This is a genomic window from Achromobacter sp. Marseille-Q4962 (assembly GCF_943737005.1).
GTDB lineage: Bacteria > Pseudomonadota > Gammaproteobacteria > Burkholderiales > Burkholderiaceae_B > Achromobacter.
The window spans coordinates 229656-251363 of sequence record NZ_CALSFU010000003.1; the positions used below are offsets into that span (position 1 = coordinate 229656).

At 67.7% G+C, this 21708-nt stretch carries 22 protein-coding genes; 4 read left to right on the plus strand and 18 right to left on the minus strand.

The window, feature by feature from the left end:
• The first annotated feature begins 45 nt into the window (after positions 1 to 45).
• Positions 46 to 1296, plus strand: coding sequence for a M48 family metallopeptidase (locus NGJ44_RS04030; protein WP_251863167.1), 1251 nt, complete (start codon positions 46 to 48; stop codon positions 1294 to 1296).
• The gene (gene rsgA, locus NGJ44_RS04035; protein ID WP_053245822.1) at positions 1293 to 2240 is read left to right on the plus strand and encodes a ribosome small subunit-dependent GTPase A; all 948 of its coding nucleotides are present in this window, start codon (positions 1293 to 1295) and stop codon (positions 2238 to 2240) included. Before NGJ44_RS04030 ends, rsgA begins: the two co-directional genes overlap by 4 nt.
• A gap of 27 nt (positions 2241 to 2267) precedes the next feature.
• Here rsgA and NGJ44_RS04040 read toward each other — a convergent pair whose 3' ends face one another.
• Together NGJ44_RS04040 and rplS are read right to left on the minus strand one after the other, a co-directional pair.
• Positions 2268 to 2993, minus strand: coding sequence for a CoA pyrophosphatase (locus NGJ44_RS04040; protein WP_053245823.1), 726 nt, complete (start codon positions 2991 to 2993; stop codon positions 2268 to 2270).
• 127 nt (positions 2994 to 3120) lie between these two features.
• On the minus strand, positions 3121 to 3501 hold the full coding sequence (gene rplS, locus NGJ44_RS04045; RefSeq protein WP_053245824.1) for a 50S ribosomal protein L19: 381 nt from the start codon (positions 3499 to 3501) through the stop codon (positions 3121 to 3123).
• 296 nt (positions 3502 to 3797) lie between these two features.
• On the opposite strand from rplS, the gene NGJ44_RS04050 reads away from it, so the two are divergent.
• Complete coding sequence (locus NGJ44_RS04050) at positions 3798 to 4670, plus strand: EamA family transporter (RefSeq protein WP_251863168.1); 873 nt, start codon at positions 3798 to 3800, stop codon at positions 4668 to 4670.
• 54 nt (positions 4671 to 4724) lie between these two features.
• Here NGJ44_RS04050 and NGJ44_RS04055 read toward each other — a convergent pair whose 3' ends face one another.
• The 13 genes from NGJ44_RS04055 to NGJ44_RS04115 form a co-directional block, all read right to left on the minus strand.
• Entirely contained in the window at positions 4725 to 5195 is a 471-nt protein-coding gene (locus tag NGJ44_RS04055; protein ID WP_251863169.1) for a hypothetical protein, read from the minus strand.
• A complete protein-coding gene (locus NGJ44_RS04060; protein WP_251863170.1) occupies positions 5192 to 6532 on the minus strand; it encodes a PA0069 family radical SAM protein in 1341 nt (446 codons plus the stop codon). The genes NGJ44_RS04055 and NGJ44_RS04060 overlap by 4 nt, the downstream gene beginning before the upstream one ends.
• Before the next feature lie 203 nt (positions 6533 to 6735).
• Positions 6736 to 8034, minus strand: a complete 1299-nt coding sequence (locus NGJ44_RS04065; protein WP_053245826.1) for a sulfate adenylyltransferase subunit 1 — start codon at positions 8032 to 8034, stop codon at positions 6736 to 6738.
• Positions 8035 to 8073: 39 nt separating this feature from the next.
• A complete protein-coding gene (cysD, locus tag NGJ44_RS04070) occupies positions 8074 to 8982 on the minus strand; it encodes a sulfate adenylyltransferase subunit CysD (protein ID WP_053245827.1) in 909 nt (302 codons plus the stop codon).
• Positions 8983 to 9022: 40 nt separating this feature from the next.
• Positions 9023 to 9802, minus strand: a complete 780-nt coding sequence (locus NGJ44_RS04075; protein WP_251863171.1) for a phosphoadenylyl-sulfate reductase — start codon at positions 9800 to 9802, stop codon at positions 9023 to 9025.
• On the minus strand, positions 9799 to 10863 hold the full coding sequence (locus NGJ44_RS04080) for a sulfate/molybdate ABC transporter ATP-binding protein (RefSeq protein ID WP_251863172.1): 1065 nt from the start codon (positions 10861 to 10863) through the stop codon (positions 9799 to 9801). The genes NGJ44_RS04075 and NGJ44_RS04080 overlap by 4 nt, the downstream gene beginning before the upstream one ends.
• Before the next feature lie 22 nt (positions 10864 to 10885).
• Positions 10886 to 11782: a sulfate ABC transporter permease subunit CysW gene (gene cysW, locus NGJ44_RS04085; RefSeq protein WP_053245451.1), complete on the minus strand. Its 897-nt coding sequence runs from the start codon at positions 11780 to 11782 to the stop codon at positions 10886 to 10888.
• Positions 11779 to 12648 (minus strand): sulfate ABC transporter permease subunit CysT, encoded by an 870-nt coding sequence (gene cysT / locus NGJ44_RS04090; RefSeq protein WP_053245450.1) that lies wholly within the window; start codon positions 12646 to 12648, stop codon positions 11779 to 11781. Before cysT ends, cysW begins: the two co-directional genes overlap by 4 nt.
• A gap of 8 nt (positions 12649 to 12656) precedes the next feature.
• Complete coding sequence (locus NGJ44_RS04095) at positions 12657 to 13685, minus strand: sulfate ABC transporter substrate-binding protein (RefSeq protein WP_053245449.1); 1029 nt, start codon at positions 13683 to 13685, stop codon at positions 12657 to 12659.
• A gap of 260 nt (positions 13686 to 13945) precedes the next feature.
• Positions 13946 to 14587 carry a peroxiredoxin gene (locus NGJ44_RS04100; protein WP_053245448.1) on the minus strand — a complete coding sequence of 214 codons (642 nt, stop codon included), beginning with the start codon at positions 14585 to 14587 and terminating at the stop codon, positions 13946 to 13948.
• A gap of 177 nt (positions 14588 to 14764) precedes the next feature.
• Positions 14765 to 15742 carry a tripartite tricarboxylate transporter substrate-binding protein gene (locus NGJ44_RS04105; protein ID WP_053245447.1) on the minus strand — a complete coding sequence of 326 codons (978 nt, stop codon included), beginning with the start codon at positions 15740 to 15742 and terminating at the stop codon, positions 14765 to 14767.
• Positions 15743 to 15807: 65 nt separating this feature from the next.
• A complete protein-coding gene (locus NGJ44_RS04110) occupies positions 15808 to 16587 on the minus strand; it encodes an enoyl-CoA hydratase/isomerase family protein (RefSeq protein ID WP_251863173.1) in 780 nt (259 codons plus the stop codon).
• Entirely contained in the window at positions 16584 to 17804 is a 1221-nt protein-coding gene (locus NGJ44_RS04115; RefSeq protein ID WP_251863174.1) for a CaiB/BaiF CoA transferase family protein, read from the minus strand. Before NGJ44_RS04115 ends, NGJ44_RS04110 begins: the two co-directional genes overlap by 4 nt.
• An 89-nt stretch (positions 17805 to 17893) precedes the next feature.
• Between NGJ44_RS04115 and NGJ44_RS04120 the strand changes: the two genes are divergently transcribed.
• A complete protein-coding gene (locus NGJ44_RS04120; protein WP_053245445.1) occupies positions 17894 to 18817 on the plus strand; it encodes a LysR substrate-binding domain-containing protein in 924 nt (307 codons plus the stop codon).
• A gap of 128 nt (positions 18818 to 18945) precedes the next feature.
• Here NGJ44_RS04120 and NGJ44_RS04125 read toward each other — a convergent pair whose 3' ends face one another.
• From NGJ44_RS04125 to NGJ44_RS04135, 3 genes are all read right to left on the minus strand, one after another.
• Entirely contained in the window at positions 18946 to 19875 is a 930-nt protein-coding gene (locus NGJ44_RS04125; RefSeq protein ID WP_251863175.1) for an electron transfer flavoprotein subunit alpha/FixB family protein, read from the minus strand.
• A 2-nt stretch (positions 19876 to 19877) separates the two neighbouring features.
• Complete coding sequence (locus NGJ44_RS04130) at positions 19878 to 20627, minus strand: electron transfer flavoprotein subunit beta/FixA family protein (RefSeq protein WP_053245444.1); 750 nt, start codon at positions 20625 to 20627, stop codon at positions 19878 to 19880.
• An 80-nt stretch (positions 20628 to 20707) separates the two neighbouring features.
• Positions 20708 to 21631 carry a histone deacetylase family protein gene (locus NGJ44_RS04135; RefSeq protein WP_082308388.1) on the minus strand — a complete coding sequence of 308 codons (924 nt, stop codon included), beginning with the start codon at positions 21629 to 21631 and terminating at the stop codon, positions 20708 to 20710.
• Positions 21632 to 21708: the final 77 nt, after the last annotated feature.

Sequence of the window (21708 nt, forward strand, 5' to 3'; positions counted from 1 at the left end):
ACACGCGATTTTCGCACATCCCCATCCGGGAGCACCGCCTCATCCATGTTTACCCTGCTGTTCGTCGCATTCCTGCTGGCCGATATCGCGGTCCGATTCTGGCTGGCCTCGCGCCAGATCCGCCACGTGGCGCTCAACCGCGGCGAGGTGCCGGCCGAATTTTCGCACCGGATCGGCCTGGCCAGCCACCAGCGCGCGGCCGACTACACGGTGGCGCGCGTCAAGCTGGGCTTGCTGGAGCGCACCTACGACGCCATCGTGCTGGTCTGTCTGACGCTGCTGGGCGGCCTGCAGGCCATCGACCTGGCGGTCGCCGGCGTGGTTTCCAACGATTTCCTGCGCCAGTTGCTGCTGCTGGCCACGGTGGCGCTGCTGCTGGGCCTGCTCGGACTGCCGTTCACGCTGTGGCGGCAGTTCCGGCTGGAGGCGCGGTTCGGCTTCAACCGCATGACGCCCGGCCTGTTCGCGAGCGACGCCGTCAAGGGTCTGCTGGTGGCGGCCGTGCTGGGCCTGCCGCTGGCGGCCGCCGTGCTCTGGCTCATGGGCAGCGCCGGCCCGTACTGGTGGATCTGGGCCTGGGCGCTCTGGACGGTGTTCAACCTGTCCCTGCTCATCGTCTATCCGATGTTCATCGCGCCGCTCTTCAACAAATTCACGCCGCTGCAAGACCCCGAACTGGCGGGCCGCATCCAGCGGCTGGCGCAGCGCTGCGGCTTCGCGCTCAACGGCCTTTTCGTCATGGACGGCTCGCGCCGCTCGGCCCACGGCAACGCATATTTCACGGGTTTCGGCCGCTCGCGCCGCATCGTGTTCTTCGACACGTTGCTGGCCCGGCTGAACGCCGACGAGATCGAAGCCGTGCTTGCGCATGAGCTGGGCCATTTCGCCAAGCGCCACATCATCCGGCGCGTGCTCATCAGTTTCGCCGCCGCGCTGGCCTTTTTCGCCCTGCTAGGCTGGATCTCCCGGCAGCCCTGGTTCTACGTCGGCCTGGGCGTGCTGCCCCAGCTCGGCGGGCGCAACGACGCCATGGCCCTGCTGCTCTTCTTCCTGGCGATCCCCGTGTTCACCTTCATGTTCACGCCGCTGGCGAGCTGGTATTCCCGCCGCGACGAGTTCGAGGCCGACCGCTATGCCGCCCAGCAGAGCTCGCCCGAGCGCCTGGTTTCCGCCCTGGTCAAGCTGTACGACGACAACGCCGCCACCCTCACCCCCGATCCCGTGCATTCCGCCTTCTACGACAGCCATCCGCCCGCGGCGGTGCGCATCCGCCACCTCATGGCGGGCGCGGCATGAGCGGCGCCCGGCCCGCCACACGCGCCCGCCAGGCAACCCGTCCCGATGCGGGCCTCGAAGGCCGCATCATCGCCGCCCACGGCCGCCACTACACGGTGGAACTGCCCGACGGCAGCCTGCGCAAATGCTTCCCGCGCGGCAAAAAGGCGGGCGCCGCGGTGGGCGACCGGGTCCGCATCGCGCCGCAAGGGCGCGACGAAGGCGCCATCGACGCCATACTCCCGCGGCGCAACCTGCTCTACCGTTCCGACGAAATGCGGTCCAAGCAGTTCGCCGCCAACGTGGACCAGTTGCTCATCGTGGTCGCGGTGGAGCCGACCTTTTCGGACGATCTCACCGGACGCGCGCTGGCCGGCGCCTGGAGCGCGGGCATTTCCCCCCTGGTAATCCTGAACAAGGCGGACATCGCGGGCGCGCTGCCCGCGGCGCGGGCGCGGCTCGCCCCCATCGCCGCCCTGGGCGTGGACATCATCGAACTCAGCGCCCTGGAGCCCGGACGCGTCCACAGCCTGCTCGCGCCCCGGCTGGCCGGGCGCACCAGCCTGCTGCTGGGGCAGAGCGGCATGGGCAAATCCACCCTGCTCAATGCCCTGGTTCCGGACGCCGGCGCCGCCACGCGCGAACACTCCACGGCGTTGGACATGGGCCGGCACACCACCACCAGCACGCGGCTGTACCACCTGCCCGAACCGGGCGGCGACCTGATCGACTCCCCCGGCTTCCAGGCTTTCGGGCTGCAGCACCTGAGCCGCGAAGACATCATCCGGGGCTTTCCGGAATTCGCCGGCCCCATCGAACACTGCCGATTCTACAACTGCACGCACCGGCACGAGCCGGGCTGCGGCGTGGTGGCCGCGCTGGGCGAAGGCCGCATCGACCCGTCGCGCTATGCGCTCTACCAGCGCATTCTCGAAGAAAACGAAGCCGGCCAGCAGCGCTATTGAGCGGGGCGCGCCATGGGCCGCTCGCCCTCAGCCCAGACCATTGCGCACCAGATGATAGAGGTTGCGCAGCATGCCCGCCGTCGCACCCCAGATGAAATGCTTGCCGTAGGACATGGCGTAATAGCGCCGCACCCGGCCGTCTTCCAGCCTGGCCTCGTAAAGGCGGTGATTGGCCGGGTCCATCAGGAACGCCAGCGGCACCTCGAATACTTCGGCCACCTCGCAGGCATCGGGCGCCAGGGCGAAACCCGGGCGCACCAGCGACACGACGGGCACGATGGAAAACCCCGTGGCGGTCAGGTAGGGCGGCATGCTGCCCATGACCTCCACATGTCCGGAAGGCAGGCCGGTTTCCTCTTCGGCCTCGCGCAGCGCCGCCGCCACCGGCGTGGGGTCGCTTGTCTCGATGCGGCCGCCGGGAAAGCTGACCTGGCCGGCGTGCTCGTGCAGGTGCGCGCTGCGCTGCGTGAGCATCACCCGGATGCCGTCTTCGCGCGTGACCAGCGGGATGAGCACCGCGGCGGGCACCGGCTCGCCCTCCCGGCCGGGATAGCGCAGGTCGTTGTCGCGCGAGAGCTCGAGCTTCCAAGTGTCGGGTCGCGCCAGCATGCCGCGCAAGCGGTCGGGCGTGAGCAACTGAGGCGACACCGGGGCCAGGGTGTCGTTGGCAACCACCCAGGGTTGCGCTGCGGGGTCGAATCCCGGCCGGGCCAGCGGCCTGCGCGGCCTGGGAGTAGACGAAGAATCAGACATGCGGCTATTCAGAAAGAAAAAGGCACCTTCACAGGTGCCTTTTTTAACCCGGAAATCCGTATCGGACGAATACGCATGAGAACAGCGCGGACGTCCGACACGGGCGGGGCCGTGCGCCGATGAGCGATCAAGCCGCCGAGGCTTGCTTGCTGACCAGCTTTTCCTTGATGCGAGCCGACTTGCCCGAGCGGTTGCGCAGGTAGTACAGCTTGGCGCGGCGCACGTCGCCGCGGCGCTTCACTTCGATGCCGGCGATCTGCGGCGAGTAAAGCTGGAACGTACGCTCCACGGCTTCGCCCGACGAGATCTTGCGCACGGTGAACGCGGAGTTCAGGCCGCGGTTGCGCTTGGCGATGACCACGCCTTCGTAGGCCTGAACGCGCTTGCGCGTGCCTTCGACCACGTTCACGCTCACGACGACGGTGTCGCCGGGGGCGAATTCGGGCATGGGCTTGCCGCCGGTGAGGCGGGCGATTTCTTCCTGTTCCAGGATAGCGATGAGGTTCATGAGAACTCCTAGGTCATCGTGACGTTGCGGCCTGATTTGCCGGTATTGTTCGTACCGATCGGTGTTGTTCGTGCCAATCCGCGATCGGTGCAGATGGACGGAACCGGCAGGCTTGCGCCGCCGCCCCGGCCATCCTCGTATGCCGCAAGCAGAGGATGAGATTTGGCAAACCAATGATTCTACACCAAAAACACCCCGTGGCATGGGAGTAACATCCTTCCCTTTGCACGGCCGCGCATTGCGGTACGCTTGCGCCCTGGCTGTAACAAACCTGTCATCCCGCGCCCACCTCGCTCATGTCGTATTCGTCCCTGATATTGGTCGTCCTGGCGGCAATGGCCCATGCCACATGGAACCTGCTCGCCAAGCGCGCGGCCATGGTGGGTGCGCCCTTCGTCTTCGCCTATGGGCTTTGCGCCTCGCTGCTCTATGCGCCCTGGGTGATCTGGGTGCTGCTGCACGACGGCATGAACTGGACCTGGCCGGTGGCGGGCGCCATCCTGGCCTCCAGCCTGTTGCACCTGGGCTACAGCCTCTGCCTGCAAAAGGGCTACCAGGTGGCCGACCTGTCGGTGGTGTACCCCATTGCCCGGGGCACCGGCCCGCTGCTCTCGTCCATGGGCGCCTATCTGCTGCTGCGCGAGCCGGCCAGCACCTCCGGCATCCTGGGCATGCTCTGCGTGGTGGGCGGCGTGCTGCTGATTGCCACGCAGGGACGGCTGGCCATCTTCCGCAATGCCCACGCCTGGGTGGGCGTGCGCTGGGGCCTGGTGATCGGGCTTTTCATTGCGGCCTACACCGTGGTCGACGCCTACGGCGTCAAGGTGCTGCTCATCAGCCCCGTGCTCTTCGACTGGTTCACCTGCGTGACACGCACCACCATGATGGCCCCGCACATGCTGCGTCGCCGCGCACAGAGCTGGGAAGCCATGCGCGGCTACTGGGGCCTGGCGGCGGCGGTCGGATTCCTGTCGCCGCTGGGCTATATCCTGGTGCTGTATGCGCTGCAGCATGGCGCGCCGCTCAGCCTGGTGGCGCCGGCCCGCGAAATGTCGATGATGCTGGGCACCCTGGCGGGCATGTTCCTGCTGCGCGAAAAAGTGGGCGCAGGCCGCCTGGCCGGCTGCTTTTCCATTCTGCTGGGCGTGGTGCTGCTGGGTTCGGCCTGAGGACGCCGCCAGGCCCGGGCGTGCCGGCGCGTCCTAGAAGCCGGCCGGCGCGTCCTAGAAGCCGGCCGCCGCGCCCAGCCACATCAGCGCGGGAATCATGGCGCCCCAGGCCAGCACCATGGCGATGTCGGCGACGATCTGCCGCGTGGTGAGCCCATGGGACACCGGCTGCACGGCGGCGGCGTCCAGGCCGCGCTCTTCGGCGGCCCGCGGCTTGCCCGCCCGCAACCCGCCCACGGGCGAAGCCGGCCGTGCCGCCGGCGATTGCAGCGTGTCCGCCGATGGCGCCGGGGGGAACGGCCAGCGCGCGGGCAGCCCCGCAGCCAGGCTGGGCGACACCGGGGCCTGCGCCGCCGGCTGCGAAGATTTGCGCGCGCCCGGAATGGCCAGCCTGGCCAGCTTGCGGCAGGCGGCGCGCACGCTGAGCCCGGCCGGGCTCAGCGCGGCGCCCAGGACACGGCCCGGCTCGTTGGTGAAAGTGCCGTTGACGGCAGTGCTGAGGTCGGTGCTGATGGCGGTGCTCATGCGATGGGCTCCTTGGCGCGGACAGGCCGCAAGGGGTCGGACAGCGAAGGGGGGGCCGAAAGCGGCGGCGGCTCGAACAGCGACAGCTGCCCGGCCGGCACGGCGTGGCCTCCCGGTTTGCGCCCGACGGGAACGGCAGGCCGTTCCGGCACGGGCCGGATGAAACGATGGCAATCCAGCGTGAGGCGCTGGCGGTTCAGCCCCGCCTTGCGGGCGGCGACGGCAAACCGCTGGCGCAGCAGATCGGCCCAGATGCCGGTGCCGCGCATGCGCGAGCCGAAATTGGGGTCGTTGCGACGCCCGTTGCGCAGGTCTTCAACCCGATGCAGCACGCGCTGGGCGCGGTCGGGGAAATGGGCGAGCAGCCAGTCCTCGAACAGGGTTTTCACTTCCCAGGGCAGCCGCAACACGGTGTAGCTGGCATAGTGCGCGCCCGCCGCCTGGGCTTGCTGGAGAATGTGTTCGAGGGATTCATCGTTGATGAAGGGAATGATGGGCGCCACCAGCACGCCTACCGGCACGCCGGCCTGGGCGAGGCGGCGCACGGCCTCGAGCCTGCGCCAGGGCGCGGAGGCGCGCGGTTCCAGGGTGCGGGCCATGTCGGCGTCGAGGGTGGTGATGCTCATGTAGACCGCCGCCAGGTTCTGCTGCGCCAGGGGAACGAGCAGATCCAGGTCGCGGGCGACCAGGGCGTTCTTGGTGACGATGCTGAGCGGATGCCGGGTTTCGAGCATGAGCTCGAGCAGGCCGCGGGTGAGCCGCCATTCGCGCTCGATGGGCTGGTAGGGATCGGTGGCCGATCCGATGTTGATGGGCGACACGCGGTAGCCCGGCCGGGCCAGTTCGGCCCGCAGCGCGGGCACGGCATTGCTTTTGGCGATGAGCCGGGTTTCGAAATCGAGCCCGGGCGAATAGCCCAGGTAGGCATGGGTAGGCCGTGCGTAGCAGTAGACGCAGCCATGCTCGCAGCCCCGGTAGGGATTGACCGCCAGCTCGAAGGGAATGTCGGGCGAATCGTTGCGCGAGAGCATCTTGCGCGCCGCCTCGGGCGTGACCGTGGTTTGCGGCGCGGCCCCGGACTCGGCCCGGATGGGAATGACCGGCGCGCCGCCTGGAACCGGGGCAGGCTCTGCCCGTGGGTTCGGCACAAAATCGGGGGCGGAATCAACGAAGTCGGGAGGAAGATCCGTGGCTGACCAGCCGTCGTCGACCGGCACGCGCTCATCGCGCTCGAAGCGATGCCGCACATTAGTAACCGCACCCCGACCGCGCAAGGCGGCGGGGGCGGCAGCCGGGGACCCAGAACCGGCGAGAAAAGAATGATCAGTGCGTGCCATGGAAACTACTGTACAAAAACACAGTAGTTTTGGCAAGCGCCTAAACCCTTTTCGTAAGGCAGTCCCACTTTACCGCAAGACGCAAACGCCGTCTGGACAAATCGATTTCACCAGGCGATATCGCCCTGCAAGCCGCGCCAGATAACGGTTTGGCAGAAAAACAACAGCCCTCGGCGCGCGTTTTCCCGCCTGCCCCGGCGGGCTCAGCGCAGCATGCCAGCCGCCGCCGTCTGGTGCGTGGCCTCGTCGATGAGAATGAACGCGCCGGTGGCCGGAACGTCGTCGTAGCGGTCGGCCGGCAGCGCCTCGCGCGTGGCCAATGTCACACGGCCGATGTCGTTCATGTTGAGCGCCGCGTCGGCCCGCGCCACTTCCTCCAGCTCATGGATGTCGCGCACCGCGTGCACGGCGCGCACCCGCGCCGACGTGAGCCGCGTGCCATGCTTGAGCAGATAGCGGCGCGAAGGATTCAAGGGCTGCGCGTCGAGCCAGCACAACTCCGCGTCGAACTCGCGCGTCACGCGCGCGGGGGCCTGCGCATGCGAGATGATGTCGCCGCGGGAGACGTCCACGTCGCGGTCCAGCACCAGGGTCACCGAATCACCCGCCACCGCCTCGTCGAGCGCGCGGTCGAAGGCGCGCAGCTCGCGCACCACCGCGGCGGTGCCTGCGGGCTGCACGACGATCTCGTCGCCCGGTCGCAGCACGCCGCTGGCCACGCGCCCGGCGTAGCCCCGGAAATCGTCCTTGCTGTCGCCGCCGTGGCGCGCTACCCACTGCACCGGAAAGCGCAGCGGCAGCCCACGCCCGTCGGACGCCAGGTCGAGCGACTCCAGCAGCGTCAGCAGCGGCTCCCCCGTGTACCAGGGTGTGCGGGCCGAAGGCGTCACCACGTTGTCGCCATTGAGCGCGGACAGCGGCAGCGCGTGAAAATGCGCGATGCCCAGCTTGGCGGCCAGCCTGCCGTAGGCCGCTTCGATGCGCGCGAACACCTCGCGGTCCCAGTCCACCAGGTCCATCTTGTTGACCGCCACCACGATGTGGCGGATGCCGAGCAGCTGGGCGATGGCGCTGTGCCGCTTCGTCTGCGGCAGCAGCTCGCCGCTGGCCGCGCGCGTGGCGTCGATGAGAATGATGGCCGCATCGGCGGTGGACGCGCCCGTCACCATGTTGCGCGTGTACTGCTCGTGCCCCGGCGCGTCGGCGATGATGAACTTGCGCGCCGGCGTGGAAAAGTAGCGGTAGGCCACATCGATGGTGATGCCCTGCTCGCGCTCGGCCTCCAGCCCGTCGGTCAGCAGCGAGAGGTCGATGCCGTCGCCCGCCACGCGCTTGTGCTTGGCGCGCGAGATCGCGGCCAGCTGGTCGGCGAAGACGCCCTTGCTGTCATAGAGCAGCCGGCCGATGAGGGTGGACTTGCCGTCGTCCACCGAACCCGCCGTAATCAGGCGCAGCACGCCGGCGTCGGCGCCGGAGAGGAAAGAGTCGTTGATTGCGTTCATGTGCGTGTGTCCTTGCCGGCGGGCCGGCGCGATGCTCGATCAGAAATAGCCTTCCTTCTTGCGGCGCTCCATGGACGCCTCGGAGGTCTGGTCGTCCATGCGCGTGGCGCCGCGTTCGGTGATGTCGGTGACCGCCGTCTCGGCGATGATGGCCGCCGCGTCGGCGGCCTCCGAGGCCACCGGGCAGGTGCAGGAAATATCGCCCACGGTGCGAAAGCGCACCGGCAGGCGCTCGACCTGCTCGCCTTCCTGCGGCGGCGTCAGCCGGGTCACCGGAACCAGCAGGCCCTTGCGCCGCACCACCTCGCGCTCGTGGCTGTAATAGATGGAAGGCAGCGAGAGCCCTTCGCGCTGGATGTACTGCCATACGTCCAGCTCGGTCCAGTTCGAGATCGGGAACACCCGCATGTTCTCGCCGGGATGCACGCGCGTGTTGTAGAGATTCCAGAGCTCCGGCCGCTGGGCCTTGGGATCCCACTGGCCGAACTCGTCGCGGAAGGAAAAGATGCGCTCTTTGGCGCGGGCCTTTTCCTCGTCTCGGCGCGCGCCGCCGATACACGCGTCGAAGCCGAATTCCTCGATGGCCTCCAGCAGCGTCACGGCCTGGGCGGCATTGCGCGAATCGGTTTCCCGCCGCAGCACCACGCTGCCGCGCCGGATCGAATCTTCGACGCTGCGCACGATGAGGGTTTCGCCCAGTTCGGCCGCGCGCCGGTCGCGGAATTCGATGACCTCGTCGAAGTTGTGGCCGGTGTCGATGTGCATGAGCGGAAACGGAAACCGGCCGGGGCGGAATGCCTTCTCGGCCAGCCTCAGCAGCACGACCGAATCCTTGCCCCCCGAGAACAGGAGCACGGGGCGGGCGCATTCGGCCGCGACCTCCCGCAGAATGAAGATCGCTTCCGATTCCAGCCAATCGAGATGGCTGCGTTGGAGCACGGCTGACATAATGGATACTCTCCCGATACAGAATGGATTTCGCGGACGCTCAAGCGGCCGGCGCAATGGAAATGACCCGGTTGCCCGCATGCAGGCCGCATTCCTTGGAATCCGACGATTCCCACCACCAGCGCCCGGCCCGCACGTCCTCGCCCGGGCGGATGGCGCGGGTACAGGGTTCGCAGCCGATGGACGGATAGCCCTGGTCATGCAGCGGGTTGTAGGGAATGCCCAGGCCGCGGATCACAGTCCAGACTTCGTCTTCGCTCCACTCGGCCAGCGGATTGAACTTGCGCAGGCCGAACACCGGGTCGTCTTCCTCCAGGGCCAGTTCGCCGCGCGTGGCGGACTGGGCGCGCCGCTGCCCGGTGATCCACGCCCCGCGCCCGGCCAGCGCGCGGCGCAGCGGCTCGACCTTGCGGATCTGGCAACAGGCTTTGCGCAATTCGACGCTTTCGTAAAACGCATAGGCGCCGTGCGCCGCGACGTGCGCCTGCACGGCCGCGGCGTCCGGCCGGTACACGGTGATTTCCCGCCCGTAGCGCGCGCGCACGGCATCCAGCACCCCCAGGGTTTCCGCATGCAGGCGGCCCGTGTCCAGCGTGAACACCTGCAGATCGAGGCCCGCATCGAAAATGGCATGGGTGAGCACCATGTCCTCGGCCGCCAGCGAGGAAGCCAGCGCGGCGTCGGGATGCCGCTCGCTAATGCCGCGCAGGCTGGCGAGCAGCCGCGTCCAGCGCTGCGCCGCGCCGCTGGGAAGCCCGGCGGCGGCCGCGCCCGAGGGAGCGCCCGCAGATGCGTGCCCCGAGAGATCCGGCCGGCTCATGGCTGCACCGCGAAAATGCGCGCGTGCCGCGGCCGCGCCAGCAGCGGGTCGCCCTGGCGCAGGTCGAGCTCGCGGTACACCGCCTGCGGCACTTCGGCCTCGATGAGCGCGCCGGCGTCTTCCCGCACCAATTCCAGGAAGGCACTGGGCCCGGCCAGGTAGGCATGTGACAGGCGCACCGGAATACCTTCGCCGTCCGCGCGCCAGCGCTGCACTTCGAAGTCGTGCGGCCTGACGTAGGCGGTCGCACCCAGCGGCTCGTCCTGCGCCAGCCCCGGCGCGGGCAGCGACAGCCCGGCGCCTTCCCAGACGCCTGCGCGCGCCGTGCCCGCGAGCTGGTTCACATCGCCCAGGAATCCATACACGAACGGGGTGGCCGGCGCTTCCCACACCTCGCGCGGCGTGCCGACCTGCTCGATGCGCCCGGCATTCATGAGCACGACGCGGTCGGACACTTCGAGCGCCTCTTCCTGGTCGTGCGTCACGAAGACGCTGGCCACGTGCAGCTCGTCGTGCAGGCGCCGCAGCCAGCGCCGCAGCTCCTTGCGCACCTTGGCGTCGAGCGCCCCGAAAGGCTCGTCCAGCAGCAGCACCCGGGGCTCCACGGCCAGCGCGCGCGCCAGCGCGATGCGCTGGCGCTGTCCGCCCGAAAGCTGGGCGGGATAGCGGTCGGCCAGCCAGTCGAGCTGCACCAGGTTCAGCAACTCGTGCACCTTGCGCCGGATTTCGGTTTCGGAAGGACGCTGCGACCGGTGCTTGACGCGCAGGCCGAAAGCCACGTTCTCGAACACCGTCATGTGCTTGAAGAGCGCGTAATGCTGGAAGACGAAGCCCACCTGGCGCTGGCGCACGTCCACCGCGGTGGCGTCCTCGCCCGCGAACAGCACGCTGCCCGAATCCGCCGATTCCAGGCCGGCGATGATGCGCAGCAGCGTCGTCTTGCCACAGCCGGAGGGCCCCAGCAGGGCGACCAGCTCGCCCGTTTCGATGTGCAGGGATACGTCGTCCAGCGCCCGGAACGCGCCGAAGCGCTTGGACAGGTTGCGAACTTCTATGCTCATATTCAATCTCCGCCTAGGGTCGTCAGGCCAGGGCCGGGCGCGTCGGCGCGGGCGCGGGCCGCTCCAGCGGCACGGGCTCGTCCTGGCGCGCCCGGGCATTGCGCCACTCGACCACGTTCTTGGCCACCAGCGTCACCAGCGCCAGCAGGGCCAGCAGCGACGCCACCGCGAACGCGGCCGCGTACTGGTACTCGTTGTAGAGAATCTCCACGTGCAGGGTCATGGTGTTGGTCAGACCGCGTATCTGGCCCGACACCACCGACACCGCGCCGAATTCGCCCATGGCGCGGGCATTGCACAAAATGGCGCCGTACAGCAGTCCCCACTTGATGTTGGGCAGCGTCACGCGCCAGAAGATCTGCCAGCCGCTCGCGCCCAGCGTCAGCGCGGCCTGCTCTTCTTCGCTGCCCTGCGCCTGCATGAGCGGGATCAGCTCGCGCGCCACGAACGGAAACGTGACAAACAGCGTGGCGATGACAATGCCGGGCACCGCATAGACGATCTTCAGGTCGTGCGCCTGCAGCCAGCCGCCGAACCAGCCCTGCGTGCCGAACAGCAGCACGAACACCAGGCCGGCCACCACCGGCGACACCGAAAACGGCAGATCGATCAGGGTGATGAGAAACTGCTTGCCCCGGAACTGGAAGCGCGTAATGGCCCAGGCCGCGGCCACCCCGAACACCAGGTTCAGGGGCAAGGCGATCGCGGCGACCAGCAGCGTGAGGCGTATGGCGGCCAGCGCGTCGGGCTCCACGATGGCGGCCAGATAGAGATCCCAGCCTTTGCGCAGGGCTTCGGTGAACACGGCGGCCAGCGGCACGAGCAGGAACAGCGCCAGGAACGCCAGGGCCACGCCCAGCAGCGCGCCGCGCACCCAGCGCGGCTCGGTCAGGTGGGCGGGACGATCGACGACGCTCATGCCAGCCTCCCCAGGCCGCGCCGGGCCTGCCAGCCCTGCAGCAGATTGATGACGAACAACAGCGCGAACGACAGCGCGAGCATGACCGTGGCGATGGCCGCGGCGCCCGCGTAGTCGAACTGCTCCAGCTTGGCGATGATGAGCAGCGGCGTGATCTCGGACACCATGGGCATGTTGCCCGCGATGAACACCACCGAACCGTACTCGCCCACCGCGCGGGCGAAGGACAGGGCGAAGCCGGTCAGCATGGCGGGCGCCACCGCCGGCAGGAGCACGCGGCGGATGGTCTGCCAGCGGTCCGCGCCCAGGCTGGCGGCCGCTTCCTCGATCTCGCGCTCCACGTCTTCGAGCACCGGCTGCACGGTGCGCACGACGAACGGCACGCCGATGAAGATCAGTGCGACCACGATGCCCAGCGGGGTATAGGCGACCTTGAGGTCGAAGAGGCGCGCCAGCGGCGCGCCCAGCCATCCCTTCTCCGAATACAGCGCGGCCAGGGCGATGCCGGCCACCGCGGTCGGCAGGGCGAACGGCAGGTCCACCAGCGCGTCCACGATCTTCTTGCCCGGGAAGCGGTAGCGCACCAGCACCCAGGCCACCACGCTGCCGAACACCAGATTGACCAGCGCCGCCAGCAGGGCCGCGCCGAACGTCAGCTTGTAGGAGGCCAGCACTCGCGGCGCGGTCGCCGCCTCCCAGAACCCTTGCAATCCCAGGCTGGCGCTCTTGATGGGCAGCGCGGCCAGCGGGATCAGCACCAGCAGGCTCAGGTACAGGACCGAGTAGCCCAGCGACAGGCCGAATCCGGGCAGCACGCCCGCCCGGATCCGCCGCGTCGCCGCCGGCAGGGAAAAGACATTCGCCATGGCCGTCTTCAACGCCGCTGCGGCTGGTAGATCTGGTCGAACGTGCCGCCGTCGCTGAAGTGGGTCTTCTGCGCCTTGCGCCATCCGCCGAAGATCGCGTCATCGATCGTCACCAGCTTGAGCTCCGGGAATTTCTGCGCGTATTTGGCGGCGACTCCCTTGTCGATCGGACGGTAATAGTTCTGGGCGATGATTTCCTGGGCCGCGGGCGTGTAGAGGAATTCCAGGTAGGCCTGGGCGGCCGCGCGCGTGCCCTTCTTGTCCACCACCTTGTCCACCACGGCCACCGGCGGCTCGGCCAGGATGGACAGCGACGGCACCACGATATCGAACTTGTCCGGCCCCAGCTCCTCGAGCGCGAGAAACGCCTCGTTTTCCCAGGCCAGAAGCACGTCGCCCACGCCGCGCTCCACGAAAGTGGTGGTGGCGCCGCGGGCGCCCGTGTCGAGCACCGGCACGTGCTTGAACAACTCGGCCAGGAAGGCGCGCGCCTTGTCCTCGCTGCCGCCGTTCTTCTCCAGCGCATACGCCCAGGCCGCCAGGTAGTTCCAGCGCGCCCCGCCCGAGGTCTTGGGATTGGGGGTGATGACCTGCACGCCGTCCTTGACCAGGTCGTCCCAGTCCTTGATGTGCTTGGGATTGCCCTTGCGGACCAGGAAGACGATGGTGGAGGTGTACGGCGAGCTGTTGTGCGGCAGGCGCGCCTGCCAGTTCTGCGGCAGCAGCCCCCGGTCGGCGATGGCGTCGATGTCGTAGGCCAGCGCCAGCGTCACCACGTCGGCGTCCAGCCCGTCGATGACCGACCGCGCCTGGCGGCCCGAGCCCCCGTGCGACTGGCGTATCGTGAGATCCACGCCCGCCTTATCGCGGTACTGCTTGACGAAAGCCTCGTCGAGGGCGCGGTAGAGTTCGCGCGTCGGATCGTAGGAAACATTCAGCAGCGTCTGCTTCTGCCCGGCCTGCGCGGCCCCGGCCGCGGCGAAAGCCAGTGCCGCAGCCGCCAGCGCGCCACGCCAGCCTGCTCGCTTGAACAACATCCCGGACTCCCTTTCTCGTTTAGAAGATGGGAGCTAGTTTGCGGGCGCTCGCAGATGAACGGAACGAATCATTTTTTGATTGCTCATGGCTTCAAGGCATATGCGCCCGGAAAACCCGCTGCCGCGCCCGCTGCGCGGGCTTGCTGCCCCCCCGAGGGGGCGCTTTTTGTCTTGGGGCGGCCCGGCGACAAAAAAGCCGGACCTTCGCGAGGAAGGCCCGGCCGTCTGCGCCGGCGCATGCGCGCCGACTTGCCTGCTTCTTACTTGTTCGGCTGCGGCGTGATGCGCAGATAGGGGCGCACTGCCTTGTAGCCCTTGGGGAATTTTTCTTTGATGACGGCCTCGTCCTGCAGCGAAGGCACGATGATCACGTCGTCGCCGTCCTTCCAGTTGACCGGCGTGGCCACGCTGTGGCTGTCGGTGAGCTGCAGCGAATCGATCACGCGCAGGATCTCGTCGAAGTTGCGGCCAGTGCTGGCCGGATACGTGATGATGAGCCGCACTTTCTTGTTCGGGTCCACAATGAACACCGAACGCACCGTGAGCGTGGCGTTGGCGTTGGGATGGATCATGTCGTAGAGCTCGGACACCTTGCGGTCCTTGTCCGCGATGATCGGGAAATTGACCCGGGTCGACTGCGTGTCGTTGATGTCGTCGATCCACTTGGTGTGCGAATCCACGTCGTCCACCGACAGCGCCAGCACCTTCACGTTGCGTTTGGCGAATTCGTCGGCCAGCTTGGCCGTGTAACCCAGCTCCGTCGTGCAGACCGGCGTGAAATCGGCCGGATGCGAGAACAGCACGCCCCAGCTATTACCCAGGTACTCATGAAAGCGGATGGGACCGATCGAGGACTCCTGTTCGAAATCGGGGGCGGTATCGCCCAGGCGTAGATGACTCATGATGTCTCCTGCAATGCGGGTTCGGTAGGGAAACGGGTCCGGCGCCAAAGCGCCGGATCATCCGGCATCGTGCCGGCGGCCGCCAAGGCCATTCGACATGATTCTTCCATCAAAACCGCTACGCGGGAAATACGCAAGACATATAACCTTATGCAATATCGCTATCCGGGACCGCACTCAGTTGACCGTCTTCGTGCTCTCCCGCGCCAGGCTCAAACCCTTTGCGCCTTCCTTGCGGGCAAACGCATCGAACGCCGCGATCGACTGCGACGGCGTGGCCTCCTCATAGCCCGACGCCAGGCCCGCGCGCACGTCCTCCTGCGCGAGCACCTCATTGCTGGCCTTGAAGAGCACATCCACCACGGCGTCCGGCGTTCCCTTGGGGACAAAGATTCCCCACCAGTTCGAAAGATCGTAGCCGGGCACGGTCCGGGCGATGGGCGGATAGGGAAGCAGGCGCGACGGCTCGGCCGACGTCACCGCCAGTGCCACGACCTTGCCGGTATCGATCACCGCCTTGGCCGACGGCGCGGTCGCAAACGAAATATCCGTGTCGCCGGCCGCCACCGATTGGGCCGCGGCCGCTCCTCCCTTGAAGGGAATGTGCATGAACTGCACGTGGGCGAGCTTCATGAATTCGACGGCGGCCAGATGGGTGATGACGCCGTTACCCGACGAAGCCACGTTGATCGCGCCCGCCTTGCGCCGCGCCCGATCGATCAGGTCCTGCACGCTCTTGATGCCCAGCCGCGCATTGGCGATCAGCACCATGGGCCCGGTCGTCAGCTGGGCGACCGGCGTGAAGCTTTCGGCGCTGTAGTCCACCTTGTACAGCACGCCGTCGCTGCCCATCACACTGGAGTTGCCCAGGAACAGCGTATAGCCGTCGGGCTGCGCGCGCGCCGCGTGACTGGCGCCTATCGTAGAGCCGGCGCCGGGGCGGTTTTCCACGATGACGGGCTGGCCCAGCCGCTTGGACAACGCATTGGCATAAACGCGGCCCACCTGATCTGCGCCGCCGCCGGGAGGAAAGCCGATCACCAGCGTAATAGGCTTGGCCGGATAGGCGTCGCCAGCCGCCGCCTGTCCGGCCGCGGTGGCGCCCGCCACGGCCAGCGCCACCGCGGCGACGCGCAAAGCTCGAGCAATCTGCATGAGTCTCTCCTTTGGGATGGAATGGCGCCGTGCGCCTTGTTCTCTGTCTTGTGTGTGCCGGCGCCTCAGGCGCCGGTGAATCGCGCAGGCCGCTTTTCCTTCCAGGCGCGCGCGCCCTCGGCCAAGTCCTGCGAGCGCTCCGAACGCAGCACGGCTTGTGCGATTTCGTCGGCATTCAACCGCCCGCGCGCGATCAGGTTGAGATGCTTCTTCACGCCCTCCAGCGGCAGCGGCGCCATGGCCGCCAGCTGCGCCGACAGCGCCTGCATGCGATCCGCCAGCTGTTGCCGGGATACCAGCTCGGTCAGGAAGCCGATGCGCAGCATTTCCGCCGCATCCAGCCTCTCGGCCGTCAGGAAAAGCCGCTTGGCCTGGTCCAGCCCGAGCCTGGATACGTAGCGCGACAGCCCGCCCGCATAGAAGTGCAGCCCCAGCCGCGTCGCAGGCATGAACATGTCGGCCTGCGGCGTGCCGATGCGGAAATCGCAGGCCAGGCACAGGTCGGTGCCGCCGCCATAGACGCCCCCCTGCACCACGGCGATGGTTACCGGCCGCAAGGCTTCCACCTCATCCATGGTTTCGCCGAAGAATGTGGAGCTGGGCACCGTATCCGACCCCAGCGATCCGATGTCATAGCCACTGCAGAAGTACTTGCCCAGGGCCAGGAAGCGCAGAACGCGCACCTCACGATCCTCGTTCACCACTGTTATGTGGCGCCGCAGCGTTTCCAGGTCGTCCGGATTGAGACGATTGGCGTGGGCCGGCCGGGACAGGGTAATGGTGGCGATATGCCCCTGGATGCTCAGCTGCGGGCTCTCGGAAACGGCCAGGCCGGCGGCGTTCATGCGGCCTCCGGCAATCCGGCCTGATGGGCCACCGCCCGATCCAGCCAGCGCTCGATCTCGCGCGGGGCAAAGCCATAGGACTCGAGCACGACGCGCGTGTGCTGGCCGAACACGGGCGGCGCCAGGCCGGCGTCCGGCGCCGTCTCGTCCGCATCGCGGCGGCCCAGCGGCAGGCCGACCTGGCGCAGTTCGCCCAGCCGCGGATGCTGCAACGACCGCACCAGGCCGCAGGCCTGCACCTGCGGATCCGCGAACACGTCGGCCAGCGTGTTGATGGGCCCGGCCGGGATGCCGGCCTCGATCATCAGCGCGGTCCATTCCTTGCGCGTCCGTCGCCGCAGCCCGCGTTCCAGCTCTTCCTTGAGCGCGTGGCGGTGCTGCATGCGCTCTGCATTGGTGAGAAAGCGGGGGTCGGACACCAGGTGCTCGAGCTGCAGGATGCCGCAGAGCCTGACCCACATGGCCTGGGTGGCCGGCGCCAGGTTCAGCAGGCCGTCGCGGGTTTCGAACGCACCATAAGGCGCAATGACCGGATGCACATTGCCGCAGGGCTCGGGCACCTCGCCCTTGCTGAGAAAGCGCTGCCCCTGCACGCTGAGCAGGGCCGCCAGGCTGGCCAGCAGCGAGGTTTCCACATGCTGCCCCCGCCCGGTCCGCGCCCGCTGCGCCACCGCCGCAAGAATGCCGATGGTCAGCCACATGCCGGCCGTGAGGTCGCCGATGGCGGTTCCGACCCGCATCGGGCCGGACTCCGGCGTACCGGTCAGGCTCATGAATCCGGAATAGCCCTGGGCCACCTGGTCGAAGCCGGCCCAGTCGCGGGCCGGCCCGCGGCTGCCGAAACCCGAAATGGAGGCCATGATGAGTCCGGGCTTTTCGGCGGACAGCGCCGCGTAGCCCAGTCCCATGTTTTCCATCGTGCCGACCTTGAAGTTCTCGACCACGATGTCCGAGGCAAGCGCCATTCTGCGGACGAGGTCCAGGCCTTCCGGCTGGCGAAAGTCGACGCCCACCCCTTTCTTGTTCCGGTTGGCGCTAAGATAATAAACGCTTATATCTTCATCGAACGGTCCCCACTGCCGGGCCATCTCTCCGGCCGGCATGGGTTCCACCTTGACGACTTCGGCGCCCAGGTCTCCGAGAATCATGGTGCTGAAAGGGCCGGACAGCGCCCTGGTCAGGTCCAGCACCTTCAATCCGGCAAGCGGCTGATCCATGATCTTCTCCTCCTGGACCCATTCTAGGCACAGCCCGCCAGGCGCCGAAAATATGATTTTCCGATAAACCAATAAGAAATTCTTATCCCATGAATCTGCGGCAACTGAAGTACTTCGTGCGGGTGGTGGAGCTTCAGAACATGACGCGCGCCGCCGAAAGCCTGCATGTCGCGCAGCCGGCGCTCAGTCAGCAGATGTCGCTGCTCGAAGAATCGCTGGGTGCGCATCTGCTGATACGCGGCGCAAAAGGCGTGCAGCCCACCGCCGAAGGTCTGCTGCTGTATCGCCACGCGCAGACCATCCTGCGCCAGGTCGACAGCACCCGCGCCCTGCTCTCGAAAGCCACCGACCAGATCACAGGCACGGTTTCCATCGGGCTGGCCTCCAGCACCGCGCGCATGCTGTCGCTGCCCCTGATGCGCCGTGTCCGGGAAGAACTCGGCGCCGTGGTGCTGGAGATCGTCGACATTCCCAGCGCCGATCTGACCAAGCTGGTGCTGCAGGGGCGCATCGACTTCTCGCTGTCGCCGGACCAGCAGGCCATGCAAGGCCTGCTGCGCACGCCGCTCCTGCGCGAAGACCTCTTTCTGCTCGCCCATCGCAGCGTCGCGCTGCCCCGCCGCCGCAGGCTGACGATTGCCGATTTCGCCGCGCTGCCGCTCATTCTTCCCAGCCTGCCCAACACGCTGCGCGCCCGGCTCGACCATGCCTTCCTGACGGCAGGCCTCACCTGCAATCTGTTTGCGGAGGCCAGTACCTCCGCAATCCTGATTCCGGCGGTCCGGGCGGCCATGGCGGCAACCATCCTGCCGCATTCGGCGGCGGCGCCCGAGATCGCCGAAGGCATGATTGCCGCCTACCCGCTCGACGAAACGCTCAGGCGCGACCTGGTCTTGTGCGCGAGCGCCACGCAGGCGCTGCGTCCGGAAGTGGAGCGGGTGATGACGCTCTGCCAGGACGAAATCCGTCGCCTGGTTAAGGGAGGCGACTGGCAGGCCTGCGCGCTGCTATAGCCGCCCAGGCGAAGCACGGCCGCCCCGGCCTTCGTTCTCCGCGCTTCGGACGAAAAAAAACGCGGACGACAAGCGTCCGCGTCTCTCGCCCGCCCGCCGGCCGGGCCGGCGGGGCGAGGCTGCCCGGCTTACAGGGCGTTGGTGAGTTCCGGCACGACCTGGAACAGGTCGCCGACCAGGCCGTAATCGGCCACGCCGAAGATAGGAGCTTCGGGATCCTTGTTGATGGCCACGATGACCTTGGAATCCTTCATGCCCGCCAGGTGCTGGATGGCCCCGGAAATGCCCACGGCCACGTACAGCTGCGGCGCGACGATCTTGCCGGTCTGGCCGACCTGCCAGTCGTTGGGCGCGTAGCCCGCGTCCACCGCCGCGCGCGAAGCGCCCAGCGCCGCGCCCAGCTTGTCGGCCAGCGGATCGAGAATCTTGAAATTCTCCGCGCTGCCCAGGCCGCGGCCGCCCGACACCACCACGCGCGCGCCGGCCAGCTCCGGACGGTCGCTCTTGGCCACTTCGCGGCCCACGAACGACGACAGCCCCGAATCGGCCACCGCCGCCACTTCCTCGACCGCCGCCGAGCCGCCCTCGGCGGCCACCGCGTCGAACCCGGTGGTGCGCACCGTGATGACCTTCACCGCGTCGCCCGACTGCACCGTGGCGATCGCGTTGCCCGCGTAGATCGGGCGCTGGAACGTGTCGGGCGCGTCCACCCCGATGATGTCCGACACCTGCGCCACGTCCAGCTTGGCGGCCACGCGCGGCGCAACGTTCTTGCCCGAGGCCGTCGCGGCAAACAGAATGTGCGAGTAGCCCGAGGCCACCGCCAGCACCTGCTCGGCCACGTTCTCGGCCAGGCCCTCGGCCAGCTGCGGCGCATCGGCCAGCAGCACCTTGGACACGCCGGCGATCTTGGCGGCCTGCTCGGCCACCGCGCGTGCATTGGCGCCCGCCACCAGCACGTGAACGTCGCCGCCGATCTTGGCGGCCGCGGCCACGGTGTTCAGGGTCGCGCCCTTCAGGTGGGCGTTGTCGTGTTCGGCAATAACCAGCGTCGTCATCTTCAGAGCACCTTCGCTTCGTTCTTGAGTTTGTCCACCAGGGCCGCAACGTCGGCCACCTTGATGCCGGCCTTGCGCGCCGGCGGCTCGGTGACCTTCAGCGTCTTCAGCCGGGGCGCGGGATCCACGCCCAGGTCCGCCGGCGCAACCGTCTCCAGCGGCTTCTTCTTGGCCTTCATGATGTTGGGCAGCGTCACGTAGCGCGGCTCGTTCAGCCGCAGGTCGGTAGTGACGATGGCCGGCAGCTTCAGCGACACCGTCTCCAGGCCGCCGTCCACCTCGCGCGTGACCGTCGCCTTGCCGTCGGCCACTTCCACCTTGCTGGCAAACGTCGCCTGCGGCCAGCCCAGCAGCGCGGCCAGCATCTGCCCCGTCTGGTTGGCGTCGTCGTCGATGGCCTGCTTGCCCAGGATCACCAGCTGCGGCTGCTCCTTGTCCACCAGCGCCTTGAGCAGCTTGGCCACCGCCAGCGGCTGCAGTTCGACATCGGTCTGCACCAGCACCCCGCGGTCCGCGCCGATCGCCATGGCCGTGCGCAGCGTCTCCTGGCATTGCGCAACGCCGCAAGACACCGCCACCACTTCGCTGGCCGTGCCCTTCTCCTTGAGCCGCGTCGCTTCTTCCACCGCGATCTCGTCGAAGGGGTTCATCGACATCTTCACATTGGCGATATCCACGCCAGTCTGGTCAGACTTGACGCGCACCTTGACGTTGTAGTCAACGACGCGCTTGACAGGTACCAATACCTTCATCCCGCTGCCTCCAAGGGAAATGATCAATTGAAATAATTACCCGGCAATCGCCGGCATTGCAACGCACAATTTTTCTGATTCTACAGCTTCGCCAGGGAGCGCACGTGAGCGACCACGCTGCGGCCGAGTGCGGACAAGTTGTAACCGCCCTCCAGCGTGCTCACGATGCGCCCCTGACAGTGGCGTTCGGCGACTTCCACAAGCTGGTCGGTGATCCAGGCGTAATCCGCCTCCACCAGCCCCATCTGGCCCATGTCGTCCTCGCGATGCGCGTCGAAGCCGGCCGAGATCAGGATCAGCTCCGGGCGATGCTCGTGCAGGCGCGGCAGCCAGGCGTCGCCCACGATGGCGCGCACCGCCGCGCCGGCGGTATAGGCGGGCACCGGCACGTTGACCATGTTGGGCGCGGGATGCCCGGTGCCGCTGTTGGGGAAAAACGGGTGCTGGAAGAAGCTGCACATCAGCACGCGCTCGTCGCCCGCGAACACGTCTTCGGTGCCGTTGCCGTGGTGGACGTCGAAATCCACGATGGCCACGCGCGACAGGCCGTGGAACTCCAGCGCATGGCGGGCGGCCACCGCCACATTGTTCAGGAAGCAGAACCCCATGGCCTGCGAGCGGCAGGCGTGGTGCCCCGGCGGGCGCACCGCGCAGAAGGCCGTGCGCGCCTCCCCGCCCATGACCGCGTCCACCGCCGCCACGCCCGCCCCCGCCGCATAGAGCGCGGCCTCGTAGGTGTGGGGGTTCATGAGAGTGTCCGGGTCGATGGGGTAGTAGCCGTGCTCGGGCAAGTGCTCGCGCAGGCTGTCCAGGTACTGGACAGTGTGCACCCGCAGCAGGTCATGCCGCGAAGCCTGGGGCGCCTGGCGGTCGTCCAGGTACGGCATGAGGCCGCTCGCCAGCAGCTGGTCGGAAATGGCATCGAGCCTCTGCGGGCTCTCGGGATGCCAACTGCCCATTTCATGCAAGCGGCATGCAGGGTGGGTAAGATACATAGTCTCCATAAGGAAGATTATGTTCATCTGTCGGCGAATACTGCAACTCGCAACCCTGCCCGTCCTGCTCGCCGGGTGTTCCACCA

Excerpts from the sequence above, each read along its gene's own strand:
- NGJ44_RS04030 (WP_251863167.1), top strand. The coding sequence starts at position 46 with ATGTTTACCCTGCTGTTCGTCGCATTCCTGCTGGCCGATATCGCGGTC.
- rsgA (WP_053245822.1), top strand. The coding sequence starts at position 1,293 with ATGAGCGGCGCCCGGCCCGCCACACGCGCCCGCCAGGCAACCCGTCCC.
- NGJ44_RS04040 (WP_053245823.1), bottom strand. The coding sequence starts at position 2,993 with ATGTCTGATTCTTCGTCTACTCCCAGGCCGCGCAGGCCGCTGGCCCGG.
- rplS (WP_053245824.1), bottom strand. The coding sequence starts at position 3,501 with ATGAACCTCATCGCTATCCTGGAACAGGAAGAAATCGCCCGCCTCACC.
- NGJ44_RS04050 (WP_251863168.1), top strand. The coding sequence starts at position 3,798 with ATGTCGTATTCGTCCCTGATATTGGTCGTCCTGGCGGCAATGGCCCAT.
- NGJ44_RS04055 (WP_251863169.1), bottom strand. The coding sequence starts at position 5,195 with ATGAGCACCGCCATCAGCACCGACCTCAGCACTGCCGTCAACGGCACT.
- NGJ44_RS04060 (WP_251863170.1), bottom strand. The coding sequence starts at position 6,532 with ATGGCACGCACTGATCATTCTTTTCTCGCCGGTTCTGGGTCCCCGGCT.
- NGJ44_RS04065 (WP_053245826.1), bottom strand. The coding sequence starts at position 8,034 with ATGAACGCAATCAACGACTCTTTCCTCTCCGGCGCCGACGCCGGCGTG.
- cysD (WP_053245827.1), bottom strand. The coding sequence starts at position 8,982 with ATGTCAGCCGTGCTCCAACGCAGCCATCTCGATTGGCTGGAATCGGAA.
- NGJ44_RS04075 (WP_251863171.1), bottom strand. The coding sequence starts at position 9,802 with ATGAGCCGGCCGGATCTCTCGGGGCACGCATCTGCGGGCGCTCCCTCG.
- NGJ44_RS04080 (WP_251863172.1), bottom strand. The coding sequence starts at position 10,863 with ATGAGCATAGAAGTTCGCAACCTGTCCAAGCGCTTCGGCGCGTTCCGG.
- cysW (WP_053245451.1), bottom strand. The coding sequence starts at position 11,782 with ATGAGCGTCGTCGATCGTCCCGCCCACCTGACCGAGCCGCGCTGGGTG.
- cysT (WP_053245450.1), bottom strand. The coding sequence starts at position 12,648 with ATGGCGAATGTCTTTTCCCTGCCGGCGGCGACGCGGCGGATCCGGGCG.
- NGJ44_RS04095 (WP_053245449.1), bottom strand. The coding sequence starts at position 13,685 with ATGTTGTTCAAGCGAGCAGGCTGGCGTGGCGCGCTGGCGGCTGCGGCA.
- NGJ44_RS04100 (WP_053245448.1), bottom strand. The coding sequence starts at position 14,587 with ATGAGTCATCTACGCCTGGGCGATACCGCCCCCGATTTCGAACAGGAG.
- NGJ44_RS04105 (WP_053245447.1), bottom strand. The coding sequence starts at position 15,742 with ATGCAGATTGCTCGAGCTTTGCGCGTCGCCGCGGTGGCGCTGGCCGTG.
- NGJ44_RS04110 (WP_251863173.1), bottom strand. The coding sequence starts at position 16,587 with ATGAACGCCGCCGGCCTGGCCGTTTCCGAGAGCCCGCAGCTGAGCATC.
- NGJ44_RS04115 (WP_251863174.1), bottom strand. The coding sequence starts at position 17,804 with ATGGATCAGCCGCTTGCCGGATTGAAGGTGCTGGACCTGACCAGGGCG.
- NGJ44_RS04120 (WP_053245445.1), top strand. The coding sequence starts at position 17,894 with ATGAATCTGCGGCAACTGAAGTACTTCGTGCGGGTGGTGGAGCTTCAG.
- NGJ44_RS04125 (WP_251863175.1), bottom strand. The coding sequence starts at position 19,875 with ATGACGACGCTGGTTATTGCCGAACACGACAACGCCCACCTGAAGGGC.
- NGJ44_RS04130 (WP_053245444.1), bottom strand. The coding sequence starts at position 20,627 with ATGAAGGTATTGGTACCTGTCAAGCGCGTCGTTGACTACAACGTCAAG.
- NGJ44_RS04135 (WP_082308388.1), bottom strand. The coding sequence starts at position 21,631 with ATGGAGACTATGTATCTTACCCACCCTGCATGCCGCTTGCATGAAATG.